The sequence below is a fragment of the Curtobacterium poinsettiae genome, assembly GCF_025677645.1.
Classification (GTDB): domain Bacteria; phylum Actinomycetota; class Actinomycetes; order Actinomycetales; family Microbacteriaceae; genus Curtobacterium; species Curtobacterium poinsettiae_A.
This window is the reverse complement of sequence record NZ_CP106879.1, coordinates 1310582-1327683: the sequence shown is the minus strand read 5'-3', so window position 1 is coordinate 1327683 and position 17102 is coordinate 1310582. Positions and strand designations below refer to the sequence as shown.

15 protein-coding genes are annotated in these 17102 nt (G+C 71.6%); 5 read left to right on the top strand and 10 right to left on the bottom strand.

Annotated elements, in window-relative coordinates; genetic code table 11:
* Positions 1-64: 64 nt before the first annotated feature.
* The gene (xylB, locus tag OE229_RS06580; RefSeq protein ID WP_262140100.1) at positions 65-1522 is read left to right on the top strand and encodes a xylulokinase; all 1458 of its coding nucleotides are present in this window, start codon (positions 65-67) and stop codon (positions 1520-1522) included.
* 82 nt (positions 1523-1604) lie between these two features.
* Positions 1605-2594: an acetylxylan esterase gene (locus OE229_RS06575; protein ID WP_209133704.1), complete on the top strand. Its 990-nt coding sequence runs from the start codon at positions 1605-1607 to the stop codon at positions 2592-2594.
* A gap of 13 nt (positions 2595-2607) precedes the next feature.
* Here the strand turns inward: OE229_RS06575 and OE229_RS06570 are convergent, their stop codons facing one another.
* Together OE229_RS06570 and OE229_RS06565 are read right to left on the bottom strand one after the other, a co-directional pair.
* Positions 2608-3570: a helix-turn-helix transcriptional regulator gene (locus OE229_RS06570; protein WP_262137061.1), complete on the bottom strand. Its 963-nt coding sequence runs from the start codon at positions 3568-3570 to the stop codon at positions 2608-2610.
* Positions 3567-3734, bottom strand: coding sequence for a hypothetical protein (locus OE229_RS06565; RefSeq protein WP_209133708.1), 168 nt, complete (start codon positions 3732-3734; stop codon positions 3567-3569). The genes OE229_RS06570 and OE229_RS06565 overlap by 4 nt, the downstream gene beginning before the upstream one ends.
* Positions 3735-3930: 196 nt before the next feature.
* Between OE229_RS06565 and OE229_RS06560 the strand changes: the two genes are divergently transcribed.
* A complete protein-coding gene (locus OE229_RS06560) occupies positions 3931-5253 on the top strand; it encodes a glycosyl hydrolase family 18 protein (protein ID WP_262137058.1) in 1323 nt (440 codons plus the stop codon).
* A gap of 97 nt (positions 5254-5350) precedes the next feature.
* Here the strand turns inward: OE229_RS06560 and OE229_RS06555 are convergent, their stop codons facing one another.
* The 4 genes from OE229_RS06555 to OE229_RS06540 are packed head-to-tail and all read right to left on the bottom strand — an operon-like array spanning position 5351 to position 11074.
* Complete coding sequence (locus OE229_RS06555) at positions 5351-7876, bottom strand: beta-xylosidase/alpha-l-arabinosidase (protein ID WP_410007307.1); 2526 nt, start codon at positions 7874-7876, stop codon at positions 5351-5353.
* The gene (locus OE229_RS06550) at positions 7873-8754 is read right to left on the bottom strand and encodes a carbohydrate ABC transporter permease (protein WP_111024614.1); all 882 of its coding nucleotides are present in this window, start codon (positions 8752-8754) and stop codon (positions 7873-7875) included. The genes OE229_RS06555 and OE229_RS06550 overlap by 4 nt, the downstream gene beginning before the upstream one ends.
* Positions 8754-9776 (bottom strand): carbohydrate ABC transporter permease, encoded by a 1023-nt coding sequence (locus tag OE229_RS06545; RefSeq protein ID WP_182066460.1) that lies wholly within the window; start codon positions 9774-9776, stop codon positions 8754-8756. The genes OE229_RS06550 and OE229_RS06545 overlap by 1 nt, the downstream gene beginning before the upstream one ends.
* 2 nt (positions 9777-9778) lie before the next feature.
* Positions 9779-11074, bottom strand: coding sequence for an ABC transporter substrate-binding protein (locus OE229_RS06540; RefSeq protein WP_182066459.1), 1296 nt, complete (start codon positions 11072-11074; stop codon positions 9779-9781).
* A 146-nt stretch (positions 11075-11220) separates the two neighbouring features.
* Between OE229_RS06540 and OE229_RS06535 the strand changes: the two genes are divergently transcribed.
* Complete coding sequence (locus tag OE229_RS06535; RefSeq protein WP_209133714.1) at positions 11221-12264, top strand: LacI family DNA-binding transcriptional regulator; 1044 nt, start codon at positions 11221-11223, stop codon at positions 12262-12264.
* A 13-nt stretch (positions 12265-12277) separates the two neighbouring features.
* Here OE229_RS06535 and OE229_RS06530 read toward each other — a convergent pair whose 3' ends face one another.
* Positions 12278-13261, bottom strand: a complete 984-nt coding sequence (locus OE229_RS06530; protein WP_182066457.1) for an AraC family transcriptional regulator — start codon at positions 13259-13261, stop codon at positions 12278-12280.
* A gap of 121 nt (positions 13262-13382) precedes the next feature.
* Between OE229_RS06530 and OE229_RS06525 the strand changes: the two genes are divergently transcribed.
* Positions 13383-13829 (top strand): MarR family winged helix-turn-helix transcriptional regulator, encoded by a 447-nt coding sequence (locus tag OE229_RS06525; RefSeq protein ID WP_182066456.1) that lies wholly within the window; start codon positions 13383-13385, stop codon positions 13827-13829.
* Between the two features lie 95 nt (positions 13830-13924).
* On the opposite strand, the gene OE229_RS06520 is transcribed toward OE229_RS06525, so the two are convergent.
* The 3 genes from OE229_RS06520 to OE229_RS06510 are packed head-to-tail and all read right to left on the bottom strand — an operon-like array spanning position 13925 to position 17057.
* Positions 13925-14773: a carbohydrate ABC transporter permease gene (locus OE229_RS06520; RefSeq protein ID WP_247737520.1), complete on the bottom strand. Its 849-nt coding sequence runs from the start codon at positions 14771-14773 to the stop codon at positions 13925-13927.
* A complete protein-coding gene (locus OE229_RS06515) occupies positions 14773-15741 on the bottom strand; it encodes a carbohydrate ABC transporter permease (protein WP_262137056.1) in 969 nt (322 codons plus the stop codon). Before OE229_RS06515 ends, OE229_RS06520 begins: the two co-directional genes overlap by 1 nt.
* On the bottom strand, positions 15738-17057 hold the full coding sequence (locus tag OE229_RS06510; RefSeq protein ID WP_262137054.1) for an ABC transporter substrate-binding protein: 1320 nt from the start codon (positions 17055-17057) through the stop codon (positions 15738-15740). The genes OE229_RS06515 and OE229_RS06510 overlap by 4 nt, the downstream gene beginning before the upstream one ends.
* Positions 17058-17102: the final 45 nt, after the last annotated feature.

The following is a 17102-nucleotide window of genomic DNA, read 5'->3' as shown; positions in this document are numbered from 1 at the left end:
GGCTGCATTCCGCGCGCTGAGGCGGCCTGCCGCCGAAGGGGCTGAGAACACGGGCGAGCGCCAGCTGGTCGCCGGGGTCGACTCGTCGACCCAGTCCTGCAAGGTCACCATCCGTGACGCCGCGACCGGTGCGGTCGTCCGTGAGGGACGCGCGTCCCACCCGGACGGCACCTCGGTCGACCCTCGCCACTGGTGGGACGCCCTCGGTGCCGCCATCGCCGACGCCGGCGGCCTCGACGACGTCGGTGCCGTCGCCATCGCCGGGCAGCAGCACGGCATGGTGGCGCTCGACGCCGACGGCCGCGTGGTCCGCGACGCGCTGCTGTGGAACGACGTCCGCAGTGCGGATGCGGCCGCGCAGATGGTCGAGGAGCTCGGCCGGGAGGCTTGGGTCGCCCGGACGGGGCTGGTGCCCGTGGCGTCGTTCACCGGCACCAAGCTGCGGTGGCTCCGCGACGCGGAGCCCGAGAACGCCGCCCGCATCGCGGCCGTGGCGCTGCCCCACGACTGGCTGTCGTGGCGGCTCCGCGGCCACGGCCCGGCGGACGAGAGCCCGCTCGGCCCCGACCTCGACGCCCTGGCGACGGACGCGTCCGACGCCAGCGGCACGGGGTACTGGGACCCGGTGCGCCGCGAGTACGACCCGGAGCTGTTCGAGCTCGCGCTCGGACGGCCGATGCGTCCGGCGTCGACGGGCGACGACGACGCCGTGGTCGTGCCCCGCGTGGTCGCTCCCGACGAGGCGATGGGCACCCTGTCCACCGACGTCGAGCTGCCCGGCGGCGCGGTCGCGCGGTCGGGCCTCGTCGTCGGCGCCGGACTCGGCGACAACGCGGGGGCAGCGCTCGGCCTGGGTCTCGGCCCGGGCGACGTCGCGGTGTCCCTCGGCACGAGCGGCACGGTCTTCGGGGTCAGCGACGCCGAGGTGCGCGACCCGAGCGGGACCGTGGCGGGCTTCGCCGACGGGACCGGGTCGCGCCTCCCGATCGTCACCACGCTCAACGCGGCCCGCGTGCTCGAGGTGATCGGCGGCCTGCTCGGCGTGGACCACGACGCGCTCGGCGAGCTGGCGCTGCAGGCGCCGGCCGGGGCCGACGGCCTCGTCCTGGTGCCGTACTTCGTCGGCGAGCGCACGCCCAACCGGCCGGACGCGACCGCATCGCTGCTCGGCATGACGCCGGCGACCACCGACCGGGCGCACCTGGCCCGGGCGGCCGTCGAGGGGATGCTCTGCGCCCTCGCCGACGGACTGGCCGCGGTGCAGGGCACCGGGGTGACCGTCGAGCGGCTGCTGCTCATCGGCGGCGCTGCTCGGAACCCGGCGGTCCGTACCGTCGCCGCGCAGGTGTTCGGCCGTGACGTCCTGGTGCCGGAGCCCGGCGAGTACGTCGCCGCGGGTGCTGCGAAGCAGGCCGCGTGGGCGCTCACCGGCGCACTGCCGACGTGGGACACCGCGACGACCACCGTGCCGTCCGACCCGCACCCCGAGGTGCTCGAGCAGTACCGCGCCGCGGCGCGCTGACCGACGCACCGGATCCGACACTCCCCGCCCCCGGCGCCCTCCACCAGGGCACCGGGGGCATCATCGTCCCCGGAGGACCCCCATGCCACTGACCGACCTGCCCCTCGACGCGCTCCGCGCCCACCGCTCGGACGTCCGTCGTCCCGCCGACTTCGACGCCTTCTGGGCGGACACGATCGTCGCCGCCCGAACCGCGGGCGAGGGGGTCGAGACGACCCTCGTGCCGGCCGAGACCCCGGTGACCGGTCTCGTCGTCGAGGACCTGACGTTCCCCGGGTTCGCCGGCGATCCGGTGCGCGCCTGGGTCAACCGTCCGGTGTCGGACGACCCGGGCGCACTACCGGTCGTCGTCGAGTTCCTCGGCTACGGCGGCGGCCGTGGTCGCCCGGGCGAGCGCGTGCACTGGGCCCTCGCCGGGTACGTGCACGTCGTGATGGACACCCGCGGCCAGGGCTCCGGGTGGGCCGGCGGCGACACCCCGGACCCGCACGGCTCCGCACCGCACGCCAGCGGCTGGATGACGAACGGCATCGGCTCGCCCGCCGACCACTACTACCGCCGCGTCTACACCGACGCCGTGCGGCTCGTCGAGGCGGTGCGCACGCTGCCAGGGGTCGACCCGGAGCGCATCGCCCTGACCGGCGGCAGCCAGGGCGGCGGCATCACGATCGCCGCGGCGTCCCTGGTCGAGGCGCACGTCGGACCGGTCGCGGCGGTGCTGCCCGACGTGGCGTTCCTGGCCGACTGGCGGAACGGCACCGACGTCGCGGTGGGTGGGCCGTACCTGGAGCTCGCGCAGTACCTCGCCGTCCACCGCGACGCTGCCGACACCGTCTGGGCCACCGCCGCCTACCTGGACGGGGTGAACCACGCCGCCGGCATCACCGCTCCCGCGCTGTTCTCGGTCGCGCTGATGGACGACGTCGTACCGCCACGCACGACCTTCGCCGCGTTCAACGCCCTCGGCTCCACCGACCGCGAGATCGTCGTGTACCCGTACAACGGGCACGAGGGTGGCGGGTTCCGGCACTGGGAGCGTCAGGCGGCGTTCCTGGCCGACCGCTTGCGCTGACGGGCGTCGGGTGTCAGGCGCTCGTCCGGAGCGTCTCCTTCGGGTACTCGTCGAAGCGCTGGTGGTACGTGCTCGAGAACCGCCCCATGTGGCGGAAGCCCCACCGGTGCGCGACCTCGGCCACCGTCGTCTGCGCACAGTCGGCGAGTTGCAGTGCGATCCGCACCCGGTCGAGGCGGACCTGCAGCAGGTACGTCATGGGGCTCACGCCGACGTGCTGCACGAAGTTCTCCTGGAGCGTGCGGGAGCTGACCCCGATGGCACCGCAGACGTCCGCCAGCTGGAGCGGCCGGTCGCAGTGCTCCGCGAGCCAGGCCTGCGCGAGCTGCACGGTGTTCACCGTCCGGGGCAGCGTCCGGGCGTCGGGTTCGGCGTCCGCCCCGCCGTAGGCCCGCAGGACGGACTCGGCCAGCAGCACCTGCGCCGACAGGTGACCGCCCGGATTGCGGTCGGGGTGCAACGCGTTGACCGCGACCGCGTTGATGCGGGCGACCAGGTGGGGCACCTCGGCCTCGGTCGGGCGTGATCGCAGTCGGCCGGCGAAGCGGTGGTCGAACACGACGCCGTCGACGGCGTCGAGGAATCCCCTTTCCACCCGCAGCACCTGGACGGTCCCCGCCGGCACGAGCAGCGTGAACGGCCGGTCCGTCGGCAGGAGCACCGGCAGGCCGGGCCGGGTGGGCGCATCGTCGTCGACCCGGAGGCAGCCCGCGGTCGACCACGCCAGCACCGGCGTGCCGTCCGGCGTGAACGAGGCGGCGGCGGCCGTCGAGACCGCCGACGAGAGCAGCGCGACGTTGTGGTGGCGCACCGTCCGGTGCCGGAACGCGAACCGGTCGGTGGGCGCGAACCGGACGTCGCGACCGCCGTACACGGCACGCACCGTCCGGACGGCGTCCCCGGGGGTCTGGCCGCACCGCTGGGCCGTCCGGAGCGCGTGGCCGACGGCGACCCGCGGGACGGTGTCGCTGCTCATCGACCCGACCCACTCCGGGCACGGAGGTCCGCGAAGGTGAACCGCTCGCGGTCGACGTCGTCCTCGGACTGCACGATCCACCCGCGTCGGGCGGCGCGTGCCCGCGCCCGGTAGGAGGTGATGTGGACCGGGGTGACCCCCGGTGCACGCTCGTAACCACTCATCAGATCCTCCGATCTGTCCCCGGGCCTCCGACCCTGTTCGGAGGGGGACAGTGTGAGTACGTCTCGGACGATAAGCGCCCTCACCGGGGTCCACAATGGCCCCCGAACGGGTGCGATCCACATCCGCGCACCCCGGATACCGGCGGCGTCGTGGCGTCGGAGGCCGATCCGCCCGACCGCCTCGTACGCTCCACGTATGGACCAGGTACCGACCACGGCGAGTGGTCCCGAGCACAACGGAGCACGGCTGTCCCGCACCGTGCACGAGGCGCTGCGGTTCGTGCACGCCCACGCCCGCGAAGCGATCTCGGTACCGGACAACGCCGCCGCTGCCCACCTGTCGACCCGCGGCCTGCAGAGCGCGCTCCGACGAGAGCTGCAGACCTCTCCCGCGTCGTACCTGCGCGGTGTACGGCTCGAAGGGGTCCGCCGCGACCGAGCTCACGCCGTGGTCGGCACCCGACCACCCCGAACGACAGGACGGACCCTCCGCATGACTCCCGACCACCGTGCCCGCTGGACGGTACTGCTCGCAGCCGCGCTCACCGCAGGACTCGCGCTCGCCGGCTGCACGGCCCCGACCGCCGCCCGGGCCGACGGGTTCGACGTGACCGGCTTCCAGCCAGAGAACGCCGACACGGCACTGGTGGACGCGAACGCTGCCGCGATGGACGTGGTCGGCGTCGACGGGCTGCTGCTGAACAGCACGGGGACGAAGGTCACCGCCCCGTCGCGCGCCGCCAAGGCCCAGCGCAACCGGGCCCACGCGAACGGCCTCACCGCGCAGCTGCTCGTGAGCAACTACTCCGAGGCCGACGGGGACTTCAGCGAGCCGATCGCGCGGAAACTGCTCACCTCGCCCGCGAACCGCGCCCGGGTCGTCCGTTCGCTCGCCGCCGACGTGGCAACGGGCGGCTGGGACTCGGTCATGATCGACCTCGAGGCGCTGACCCCGGCCGAGAAGCCCGGTCTCACCGCCTTCGCCCGGGAGCTCCGGGCAGCCGTCGGCGACGACGTCCGGCTCGACATCGCCCTGTCCGCGTCGACCACCGCCGCCGGGTACGCCCGTCTCGGCTACGACGTGCGAGCCCTCCGTGCCCCGCTCGACCACCTGACGCTCATGGCGTACGACCAGCACGGCCCCTGGGAGCCGGACGCGCCGGGCCCCGTCGGGTCGCTCGCGTGGTCGTCGAAGGCCGCCCGTGCCCTCGCGACCCTCGCCCCCGCCGACCAGATCGTGCTCGGCGTCGCAGGGTACGGCTACCACTGGAAGGGGACGCGTCCGGCCGGCCAGCTCTCGGACGCCCAGGCACGACTGCGGGTCCGGAAGGCGGGCGCGACCGCCCGGTGGGACACGACGGTCGGCGAGTGGACCGCGACCCTGCGGAGCGGCGAGGTGCTCTGGTGGTCCGACGCACGCTCCCTGCGCGAACGGGTCGCCCTGGCGGAGCGGCTCGGCCTGACCGGCGTCGCCGTCTGGTCACTCGACCTGTCCGACCGGATCGAACCGGTCGGGTGACCGCGACCCGCTGACGGACAGGAGGCGCGGTGCGGGCCCGCACCGCGCCTCCTGTCCGTCGTCCGGTCACGCCCAGGGCGGGTGGTCCGTCACCAGGTCAGACGACCGACCACTCCACCAGGCGGGGATCGTCCGGGGTGACCTCGTGCACCGCGCCCGTGATCGCGACGGTGGCGCGCTCCGTGGCGGTGCCGGGGACGGGGTGTCGGACCGGCCCGTCGCCCGAGGCGACGATCCCACCCGCTGCCACCGGGCCTCCCGGCCGTGACGCCGCCGCGTGCGACGCGACCCAGACCTGCACGTCGCCCGGCTCGACCACCTTGCGCATCCGACGGTCGGTGAACGCAAAGCGCTGCACCGGGACGCGGAAGCGGACCCGCGCGGACTCCCCCGCGGCGACCGCGACCCGCGCGTACCCGAGGAGCTGCACCTCGGGCCTGGTGACGCTGCCGTGCACGTCGTGCCCGTAGAGCTGCACGACGTCCTCACCGTCACGGGCCCCGGTGTTCCGGACCGTCACCGACGCGGTGAAGACGCCGTCGGACCGGACGTCCGGATCGACGACGAGCTCGTCGTAGGCGAAGTCGGTGTAGCCGAGACCGAAGCCGAACGGCCGCACCGGCGTCGAGTCGGCGGCCGTGACGTCCGACGGACCGCCGAGCCGCGGGTGCAGGTAGGTGAACGGCTGCGCACCGGCGGACCGGGGCAGGGACAGCGGCAGGCGGCCCGAGGGCGAGGCGGCACCGGTGAGCAGGTCGGCGATCGCCAGCCCGCCGCCCTCGCCCGGGAAGAACGCCTGCACGACCGCGGCCGGACGCGGCTGGTCGCCGTCGAGCGCCCAGCCGATCGCGTACGGCCGGCCGGTGAGCAGCACCATCACGGTGGGGGTACCGGTCGCGACGACGGCCTCGACCAGCTCACGCTGCACGCCGGGCAGGTCGAGCGACTCGGTGTCGTTGCCCTCGCCGACCGTGCCGCGGCCGAAGAGCCCTGCCTGGTCGCCGACGACGACCACCGCGACGTCCGAGGCGGAGGCCACGGCGACCGCGTCGGCGAAGCCGGCCCGGTCGTCGCCCGTGACGGCGCAGCCCGCTGCGAAGCGGACCGCCGACGGGCCGAGTGCCTGGGCGACGGCTTCGCGGACGGTCGGGATCGCGAAGCCGAGCGGCAGGTCGGGGTGCGAGGCGAGCACGTGGTTCGCGAACGAGTAGCAGCCCTGCAGGGCCTCGGCGCGGTCGGCGTTCGGGCCGATGACCGCGACCGACACCCCCGGCGCGAGCGGGAGGACGGGGGCGGTGCTGTCGACGGTGGCGCTGCCGCCGTCGACGGTGGCGCTGCCGTTCGACAGCAGCACGAGCGACTTCGCCGCCAGCTGGCGTGCGAGTACCTGGTGCTGCGGGGTGTCGAGGTCGATGCCGGTGGGGGCGTCCCCGGCGAAGGCGTCCGGTTCGAGCAGGCCGAGCCGCTCCTTCTGCCGAAGCACCCGGAGCACCGCCCGGTCGACGAGGGCCTCGTCCACCTGACCGCTGCGGACGCGCTCGATGAGCGGCTCGAGGTACGCGTCACCGGTCGGGAGCTCGACGTCGATGCCGGCCTCGAGCGCCAGCGCCGCGGCCTCGCCACGATCGGCGGCGATGCCGTGCATGACCTCGAGGAACGCCACCGAGAAGTAGTCCGCGACGACCGTGCCGTCGAAGCCGAGCCGGTCGCGGAGCAGGTCGGTGAGCAGCTCGCCGTTCGCCGCGACGGGCACGCCGTCGATCTCGGCGTACGAGTTCATGACGCTCCGGGCGCCGCCGTCGCGCAGCGCCATCTCGAACGGCGGCAGGTAGACGTCGGCCACCTCGCGCGCCCCGGCGTGCACGGGGGCGTGGTTCCGCCCCGCCTGCGACGCCGAGTACCCGAGGAAGTGCTTCAGGGTCGCGTCGACCCCGGCGGACTGCAGCCCGCGCACGTACGCGGTGCCGACCGTGCCGACCAGGTAGGGGTCCTCGGCGATGCACTCGTCGACCCGGCCCCAGCGGGGGTCACGGATCACGTCGAGCACCGGAGCGAGCCCCTGGTGGACGCCGAGCTGGCGCATCGACGCACCGATCGCGGCAGCGACCTGCTCGACGAGCTGCGGGTCGAACGACGCACCCCACGCCAGCGGGGTCGGGAACGTCGCGGCCTTCCACGCGGCGAGGCCGGTCAGGCACTCCTCGTGCACGAGCGCGGGGATCCCGAGCCGGGTCTCGCGCTGCAGGCGGCGCTGTTCGGCCCAGAGCCAGGCGGCACGCTCGTCGGGTTCGACGGGGCGGGTGCCGTAGACGCGGGTGAACTGCCCGATGCCGTCGCGGGTGATGTCTGCCAGGGTGCTGCCCTGCTGCACAGCCGCCATCTCGCCCTGCATGGGGGCGACGACGCCGTTCTGGTCGAGCCAGTAGCCGACGAGCTGGGCGACCTTCTCGTCGAGGGTCATCACGGCGAGCAGGGCGTCGGCGCGGGGGCCGGCGGTGGTCGCGGTCGCGTCCGTCGCGGTCGCGTCCGTCGCGGTCGCGTCCGTCGCGGTCGCGTCCGTCGCGCTGTCGGCCTGGAGGCGCGGGTCGCGTCCGGCGGTCCGCGTCGCGTCGGTCGCGGTCACCCCTTCACCGCCCCGGTCAGGCCGCCGACGATGCGGCGCTGGAAGATCGTGAAGAACACGAGCGCCGGGATCATCGACATCGAGGTGAACGCGAGCACCTTGGCGGTGTCGACGGAGTACTGCGACGAGAACGACTGGACCCCGAGCGGCAGCGTGTACGCGGCCTCGTTGTTCAGGATGAACAGCGGCAGGATGTAGCTGTTCCAGCTGGCGATGAACGCCAGGATGCCGACCGTGACGACCCCGGGCAGCGACAGCGGCACGACCATCCGGAAGAAGAACCCGAGACGGCTCGCCCCGTCGATCGACGCGGCCTCCTCGAGCTCGTCGGGGATCGCCCGCAGGAACGGCACCAGGATGATGACGGTGGTCGGCAGCGCGAACGCGATCTGCGGCAGGATCACGCCGGCCAGGCTGTTCGTCAGTCCGAGGTCCTTGACGAGCAGGTACAGCGGGGTGATCGCGACGGTGATCGGGAACATCAGGCCCGCGGCGAACAGGGCGTAGAGCGCCCCGCGGCCGGCGAACCGGTAGCGGGCGAGCACGAAGCTCACCATCAGCCCGAGCACGACGACCCCGATGGTGGTCGTGACGGCGCTGATCGTGGAGTTGCCGAGCTGCTGCCAGAAGATCCCGCTGGACAGCACGGACCCGTAGTTGCCGAACTCGAACGGCGCCGGCAGCCCGGCGGGGCTCGTGGTGATCTGCGAGTTGGTCCGGAAGCCGCCCAGCACGATGTAGAGCACGGGTGCCAGGTTCGCGGCGACGAACAGGATCGCGACGACGTAGGTCAACGGGTTCGCGCGTCCGATCGCGGCACTGGACCGGCGCTCCCGCACGGCCCGGCGCCCGGGGGCGACGATGCTCGTGGTGGCCATCAGTTCTTCCTCTCGGTGAGTGCACCCGCGGTGTCGCGGCGGAGCACGAAGCGCTGGTAGATCAGGGCGACCACGAGCGAGATCACGAACATCACGACCGCGACGGCGCTGCCGAAGCCGAAGTTGCCCGAGGTCCGGCCGTTGGCGACCATGTACGTCGCCATCGTCGAGGTGCCCGCGGTCGACGCGATGTACTGGCCCCAGATGATGTAGACGAGGTCGAACAGCTGCAGTGAGCCGATGATCGACAGGAACGCCCAGATGCGGATGGTCGGACCGAGCAGCGGCAGGGTGATGCGCCGCTGGATCTGCCAGTAGCCGGCGCCGTCGATCGCGGCGGCCTCGAACAGTTCCTCGGGGATGCTCTGCAGGCCGGCGAGGAACAGGATCACCGCGAAGCCGATGTACTTCCACGAGATGATCACGAGCAGCGTCCAGATGGCGATGTCGGGGTTCGACAGCCAGTCCGCACGGAGTCCGCCCAGGCCGATGCTCTGCAACAGGTCGTTCACGGCGCCGTTCGACTGGAGCATCAGGCTCCACCCGGTGCCGACGATCACCTCGGAGATGACGTACGGCACGAAGACGAGCACGCGGACGAGCCCGCGGCCGTGCATCTTCTGGTTGAGCAGCAGGGCGAGCACGATCGCGATCGGCCCCTGCAGCACCAGCGAGAGCACGACGATGAAGCCGTTGTGCATCAGGACCGCGTGGAACGCCTTGTCCTGGAAGATGATCAGGTAGTTCTGCAGCCCGACGAAGTCCGTGGGAGGCCCGTAGCCCTGCCACTTGAAGAACCCGTAGTACGCGGCGAGCGCCACGGGCAGGATCACGAACGTGACGAAGACGATGACCGCGGGTCCGGCGAGGACCGCGATCTCGACGCGCTTCCGCCAGTCGGCGATGCGGCGCTTGGTCCGCCGACCGGCGGGGAGCGGCGAACCGCTCCCCGCCGGGGACGTCCCCGCGGCCGTGTCCGACCCGGTGGCCGGAGTCGTACCGAGCGAGGTGTCGAGGGTCATGCTCAGCCCTTGGCCGCAGCCTGGTTGGTGGTCTCGACGATGTCCTTCGCGTCACCCTTGCCGGCGAGCAGGTCGACGACGCTGGTGTTCAGCGCGTTGCCGACGTTCTGGCCGTACAGGGTGTCGAGGTACTGCGAGACGAACGGTGCCTCCTGGTAGGCGGCCAGGGCCGACTTCAGGTAGTCCGAGTCGACGACCGACTGCGCTTCCTTGTTGACCGGGATGGCGTTGAAGGCCTTGTAGTAGGCCTCCTGGTTGTCCTTCTGCACGATGAAGTTCAGGAAGTCGGTGCACGCCTTCTTCGGGGCCTGTGCCGAGCAGGAGTTGCCGTCGACACCGCCCATCATCGACTTCGGGTCACCCTTGCCACCGTCGATCGCGGGGAACGGGAACCAGCCGAGGTCGGGCAGCGGCTTGGCGTCCGGCGTCAGCGACGCGATCACGCCCGGGTCCCACGCACCCATGAGCTCCATGGCCGCCTTGTGGTTGGCGAGGAGACCGGCGGAGCTGCCGGCACCCTGCTGTGCGGCGGTGGTCAGGAAGCCGTTGTTGAAGGGCTTGGTGGCGTTGAAGTCCTCGAGCTGCTCGCCGGCCTTCGTCCAGCAGGCGTTGTCGAACTTCAGCGACTTCGCAGCGTCCTCGAGCGTCTTCTGACTGCACTCGCGGAGCGCGAAGTTGTAGTACCAGTGGGCAGCCGGCCAGGCGTCCTTCGCGCCGACGGCGACCGGGTCGATGTCCTTGGCCTTGAGCTTCGTGATCGCGTCGTTCAGCTCGTCCATCGTCGTGGGCGTGCCCTCGATGCCGGCTTCCTTGAACAGGTCCTTCGAGTACCAGATGCCCTCGGGGAGCACCGCGCCCGGCATCGCGTAGGTCTTGCCGTCCTTCTCGTACCCGGCGAACGTGCCCGCGCTGATGGACTTCTTCGCGTCGGCGCTGATGGAGTCGGAGATGTCCATGAGCTGCCCGGCAGCGATCATCGCGTCCATCTTGCCGCCGCCACGCTGCAGGAAGACGTCGGGTGCGTCGCCGGAGTTGAGGGCGGTCTGGAGCTTGCCGTCCAGGTCTTCGTTCTGGATCGCCTGGGTCTTGATGGTGACGTTCGGGTACTTGTCCTCGAACGCCTTGACCGTCGAGGCCCAGTAGGCCTTGCCCGGTCCGGTGGTCGAGTTGTGCCAGAAGGTCATCGTGACCTTCCCGCCGTCCTCGGAGGCATCGCTGCCCGCCGAGCACCCACTGGCCACCAGTGCTGTGGCCCCGATCAGCGCGATGGCTGCCGCGGCACGGATCTTCCTCGTCATCGTGGAACTCCTGAAGTGTCGTCGTTGACATGCGCGACATCGACTGCCGCTGCGGAGAGCATGCCTGCTGCTCCAGGCCGGTGTCAATCGATATCGATAACGTTTTCTTTACCAAGAGCGCGGTGGCGCAGCGGTACGGTGTGCACATGGACTCGGCAGTCGGCGCGCGTCCCGGTGCCGGCCGGGTGACGATCGGCGACGTGGCGCGGGTGGCCGGGGTCTCGATCCCGACGGTCTCCAAGGTGATCAACCAGCGCGACGGGGTCGCACCCGCCACGATGCTCCGCGTGCAGCAGGTGGTCGAGGACCTCGGGTACGAGACCTCGCTGGTCGCCCGGAGCCTGCGGAGTTCGCGGACCGGGGTCGTCGGCATCCTGGTGCCCGAGTTCGAGCCGTTCTCGACCGAGCTGCTCCGCGGTATCTCGCGGGCGGCCACCGGCACCGGCTACGAGCTCCTCGCCTACGCCGGCCTGATGACCGGCGCCGACCGACCCGGGTGGGAGCGCCGATCGCTGTCCCGCCTGTCCGGCACCCTGATCGACGGCGCGATCGTCGTCACCCCGACCACGGCACTGTCGAGCTCGTCGATCCCCGTCGTGGCGATCGACCCGCACACCGGGCCCGAGGGGCACGCCACCGTCGACGCCGACAACGAGGCCGGAGCCGTGCAGGCTGTCGAACACCTGCTCGCACTCGGGCACACCCGCATCGCGCACCTGCAGGGGCGCGCCGACCTGGCCTCCGCCCAGCTGCGGGCGGCCGGGTACCGCTCGGCCCTGACGGCCGCGGGCATCACGGTCGACGAGTGCCTGCTGCGTGACGGCGGCTACCAGGAGGACCAGTCCGCTGCCGTCGCCCGCGAGCTCCTGACCCTCGCCGACCGCCCCACCGCGGTGTTCGCCGCGAACGACTCGTCGGCGATCGGTGTGCTGCGCGCGGCGGCCGAGGTCGGGCTCCGCGTGCCCCAGGACCTGTCGGTCGTGGGCTTCGACGACGTGCCGCAGGCGTCCACCACGACGCCGCCACTCACCACGGTGTCCCAGCCACTCGCCGAACTCGGGTCGCACGCGGTGCAGATGCTCCTGACCATGCTCCGTGGCGAACCGACCACGGACCACGTCCGGCTCCCCACGACCCTGCGCGTGCGTGCGAGCACGGGCCCCGCTCCGAGGTCGGCGTCCGGCCGCTGAGCACCGGCCGTCGTCAGCGGCGCAGGGTCTGCTTCGGGTACTCGCCGAACCGCGCAGCGTAGGCCGCCGAGAACCGGCCGAGGTGGGCGAACCCCCACCGTCGGGCGACGTCGCCGACGACACCGGACTGCGGGTCGAGCTCGAGCAGTTCGCCGCGCACCCGGTCGAGTCGGACCTCGCGCAGGTACGTCAGCGGCGACACGTCGAAGACCCGACGGAACGACTCCTGGACCGACCGCACACTCAGGCCCGCGACCTCGGACAGCTCCTGGACCGTGACGGGCTCGGCGGCGTGCGCGTGGATGTACTCCACCGCGGCGCGCAGTCGGGCGTTCCGGGGCAGGCCGAGCACCGCGGGCAGGTCGTCGGCCTGCGGCGGGAAGGTGTCCAGGAACGCTGTGGCCGCCGACCACTTGGCCTCGTGCCAGGCGTCGGAGTCGGGCCCCTCGGCCCGCAGGGCCCGGGACAGCGCGACGAGCGCACCCTGCCAGCGCACGGCGGTCTCCGGTTCCGGCATGCGGGTCGGGTCGAACCGCAGCGGCGTCGTCTCGACCTCCAGGTACTCGAACGCGACGCGGTGCACGTACTCCCGCCCGAAGTGCACCAACCGCTGGTCGTGGTCCTCGGCCGTGAACACGAATTCGTCCTCGGGTGGCAGGAGCACGGGGACGTCCCGGTGCAACTCCATCCGGACGTGCCCCGAGTCCAGGTGCGCGGTCCCGCTGGTGATCCACGTCACCACGTAGTCGGCACCGACGGGCACCGAGCCGCGCACGGCACCGCGGAGCTGCGAACGCCGGATGCTCACGTCGGAGTCCCCGACGGCCGTGTACCGGTACGAGAACTCGTCGTCGATGCGCCGGACGGACCACCGATCGGCGCCGTGGACGGCAGCGAGGTCGCGCTCAGCCGAGTCGGGGTCCCCGCCGGACACCTCGAAACGGACCGGTTCACCGGCGCGGAGAGCGGACACCGGGGTCGGGAAGCGGTCAGCCACGGTGCCGCGCATCCGTCGTCGTCACCTGCGCCGTTCCACGCCCCGCGTTATGTGGATACGCTGGGTCGGTGACTGCGGCGTATCGTGATGCTGACGAGACCCGTGCAGAGGGGGCGTTGTCGTGAGCGATCTCGACCTGGACGCGGCCCTGACCCGGCTCGAGGCCGCGGTGTCCGAACTGCGCGGGCGCCTGCGCGACGAGCTCGGCGTCTCCGGCGGCGACCTGACGCTGCTGCAGTTCGTCTCGCGCGCCGAGGAAGCGGGCCGGACGGTTCGCGTGAAGGACCTGTCGAAGCACCTGGGGCTCACCGGCCCGGCGGTCACCGGGATGGTGGACCGCCTCGAGCACAGCGGACACCTCAGTCGTGTCCCGAACCCGGATGACGGCCGGAGCCGACACATCGAGCTGACCGATGCTGCCCGCCGCGACTACGCGCGCGCGATGGACGGCACGAACAAGCACCTGCACGACCTGATGGCCTCCTTCTCAGAACGGGAGCGGGCCAGGTTCGTGCGGATCATCGACCGCATCGTCGCAGCCGTCGACCTCGGCGCACCGAGCCCCTGACGGCAGGGTACGGGCGGTCAGGACGACGCCCGGACGAATGTCCAGCATGCGCAGCTAGGTAAGATCCCTACGTATCTCCGCGTGCCCGACACCCGTCATCCCTTCACTGCGCCGGAGGTCAGACCGGACACGATCGAGCGACGGAACACGAGCACCAGGATGACGATCGGCACCGTCGCAGCGACGCTCGCGGCGAAGATCTGCGCGAACGGCACCGTGAACTGCGTCCCGAAGAGCGCGATGCCGACCGGGATCGTCCGGAACGAGTTCTCGCTGTTGAAGGTCAGCGCCATCAGGAACTCGCTCCACGAGGCCGTGAAGGTGAAGACGCCGACCGTGAACAGGCCCGGCTTCGCCATGGGCAGGATCACCGACAGCACGGTCCGCCACGCGCCGGCGCCGTCGATCTCGGACGCCTCCTCGATCGTCGACGGGATCCCCTGCAGGTAGTTCCGCATGATCCAGATGGCGAACGGCAGGTTGAACGCCACGTACGGCACGATCAGGCCCGGGTACGAGTTGAGCAGCCCCAGGTTTCGCTCGAGCAGGTACAGCGGCGTCAGCACCGCGATCGCCGGGAACACCGAGAGCATGAGCAGCGAGGTCATGATCGCCGTGCGCCCCCGGATGAACCGGCCGGCCAGGGCGTACCCGGCGAGGAACGCCAGCGCGAGCACGATCACCGTGGTCGACACCGACACGATGACGCTGTTCACCATGTACTGACCGAGCGCGTTGTCGCGGAAGGCCACCACGAAGTTGTCGAAGGTGAACGACCGCGGCCAGACCGTGGGCGGCGACTGCCCGATCTCGGACGCCGGCTTGAGCGACGTCGTGACGAGCCAGTAGAGCGGCAGCGCGGTGAGCACCGCGATGACGACACCGCTGACGTTGACGGTGTTGACCCACTTGCGCCATCCCTTGCGCACACGTTGACGGGGCATCAGTCGTCCCCTCCCTTCGCCTGGTTCCGGAACGCCCGGAGGAACAGCAGACACCCGGCCGCGACGATGACCGCGGTGGAGGTCGCGATCGCCGCGCCCGGTCCGATGTTGATGTCCTGGAAGAGCACCTTGTAGCCCATGATCGCGAGCGACTGGGTGGCGGTTCCCGGTCCGCCGTTCGTCAGCACGAACGGCAGGTCGAACACACCGAACGCCTGCAGGATGCGGAACAGCACCGCGATCGTCAGGGTCGGGGTGAGCTGCGGCAGCACGACGCGCCAGAACGTCTGCCAGGTGCTCGCGCCGTCGAGCTCGGCGGCCTCGTAGTGGTCCTCGGAGATCTGCACGAGCCCCGCGAGCAGGATGATCGCGACGAACGGCGTCGTCTTCCAGATGTCCGCGACCATGAGCCCGGTGATCGCGGGCACCGGTTCGCCGAGGATCACCGGGGCGTCCCCGAACAGGCCGAAGAACCACGTCGCGACGCCGTAGGTGCTGTCGTAGATGTACTTCCACAGCTGCGCGTTGACGATGGTGACGAGGGACCACGGGACGAGCATGAGCGCGAGCATCCAGCCGCGGGTGACCCCGAGCCGCTCGAGCACCAGTGCGACGAGCATGCCGAGCACGAGCTCAACCGACACCGTCACAACCGTGTAGAGCACCGTGAAGCCGAGCGCCCGGTACCAGTCGGCGCTCTGCAGCAGTGCCGCGTAGTTGTCGAACCCGAACGACTGGATCGTGAAGCCCTCGTAGCCGACCTCGACGTCCGCGAAGCTCAGGACGACCGAGTACACGACCGGGAAGATCGTCACGGCGGCGACCACCAGGAGCGCCGGGGCTGCGAAGCCCCACGCGCCCCGCGCGCGGATGCGGTCGAGACGCGACCGCCCCGTCGGTCGGGGCGGCGGATCGACGCGACCCGTGCCTCCAGGCCGTGCCGGTCGTGTCGCCGTGCCGACGCTCACAGCGCCGCTCCCTGCAGGGCGAGCGAGATGGCGGAGGCCATCGCGCTGGTGCCGCCGTCGACGGACGCCTGCCCGCCGAGGATGCTGTTGCCGTTCTGGTAGACGCCCTGCGAGACCTTCGGGTAGTAGGCCGTCGAGGTCGGGCGGGGCACGAGCGTGATGCCCGCTGCCGTGTCGTAGGTCGGGCGCTCCTGCCGCTTCGCGTCCGCACTGACGAGGCTCGCCGACCGAGCCGGCAGGACCCCGCCCTCGCGGGTCAGGAACTGCTGCGCGGGCTCGCTCGACATCCAGCGCGCGAAGGTCAGCGCCGCCGCGGGTTCCTGGGTGTGCGGGTTGATGTAGTTCCCCCACCCCCCGATCGTCGAGTGGTGCTCGTCCATGCCGTCGAACGTCGGCCGGGCGGCGAGACCCACCTTGCCGGCGACGTGGCTGTCCGGGCCGTTCGCGATCCCCCAGGCGTACGACCAGTTGCGGAGGAAGGCCGCACGGCCGCCGGAGAAGGCGTCGTTGGTGTCCTGCTCCTGGTACGTCAGGGTGGCCCGTGGAGACGCTCCGGACGTGACCAGCGACCGCATGAACTCGAACGCGCGCTTGGTCTCGGAACTCGTGGTCTCGGGCTTCGTGAGGTCGTCGTTGAGCAGCGACCCGCCCGCGTCGGCGACGAACTCGGTGACGTTGCAGGTCAGCCCCTCGTACACGTCGCCCTGGAACGCGAACCCGTACGACACGTCGCCGGTGTCGACGAGCTTCGCGGCGGTCTCGCGCACTTCCTCCCACGACCCCGGCACCTGCAGGGAGTGCTTCGCGAGCAGGTCCTTCCGGTACAGGAAGAACGACTCGTCGATGTAGAGCGGGAACATGTAGTACGTCCCGTCGACGCTCGCCGCCAGCCGCAGGCCCTCGGGGAACTGGTCGAAGAAGTCCTCGCCGACGAGCTGGTTCACGGGGGTCGCGAGCTTGTTCTTCGCGAACTGCCCGGGCCAGGCGACGTCACCGAGGTAGACGTCCGGCGTGCTGCTGCCGGCCGCGATCTGGGTCGTCAGGCTGGTGCGGTTCGTGTCGGTGTCGCTCGGGGCGCTGACGATCCGGACGCGGATGTTCGGGTGCTCCTTCTGGAACTCCGCGATGAGCCGGCGCCGCAGGTCCCCGCCGTCCTTCGAGGCGACCTGACCGGCCCACCAGCTGATCGTCGCCTCGCCCTCGGGCGGTTCGGTGGGCCAGTCCTCGACCCGCGTGCGCTCGGGTCGGGTGGAGCAGCCGGCGAGCAGCAGCACCCCCGCTCCCCCGAGCATGAACGTCCTCCGGTCGATTGCCATCCGTCCTCCTCGACGTGTGGTGCTGCGAACCTGTACGTCCACACA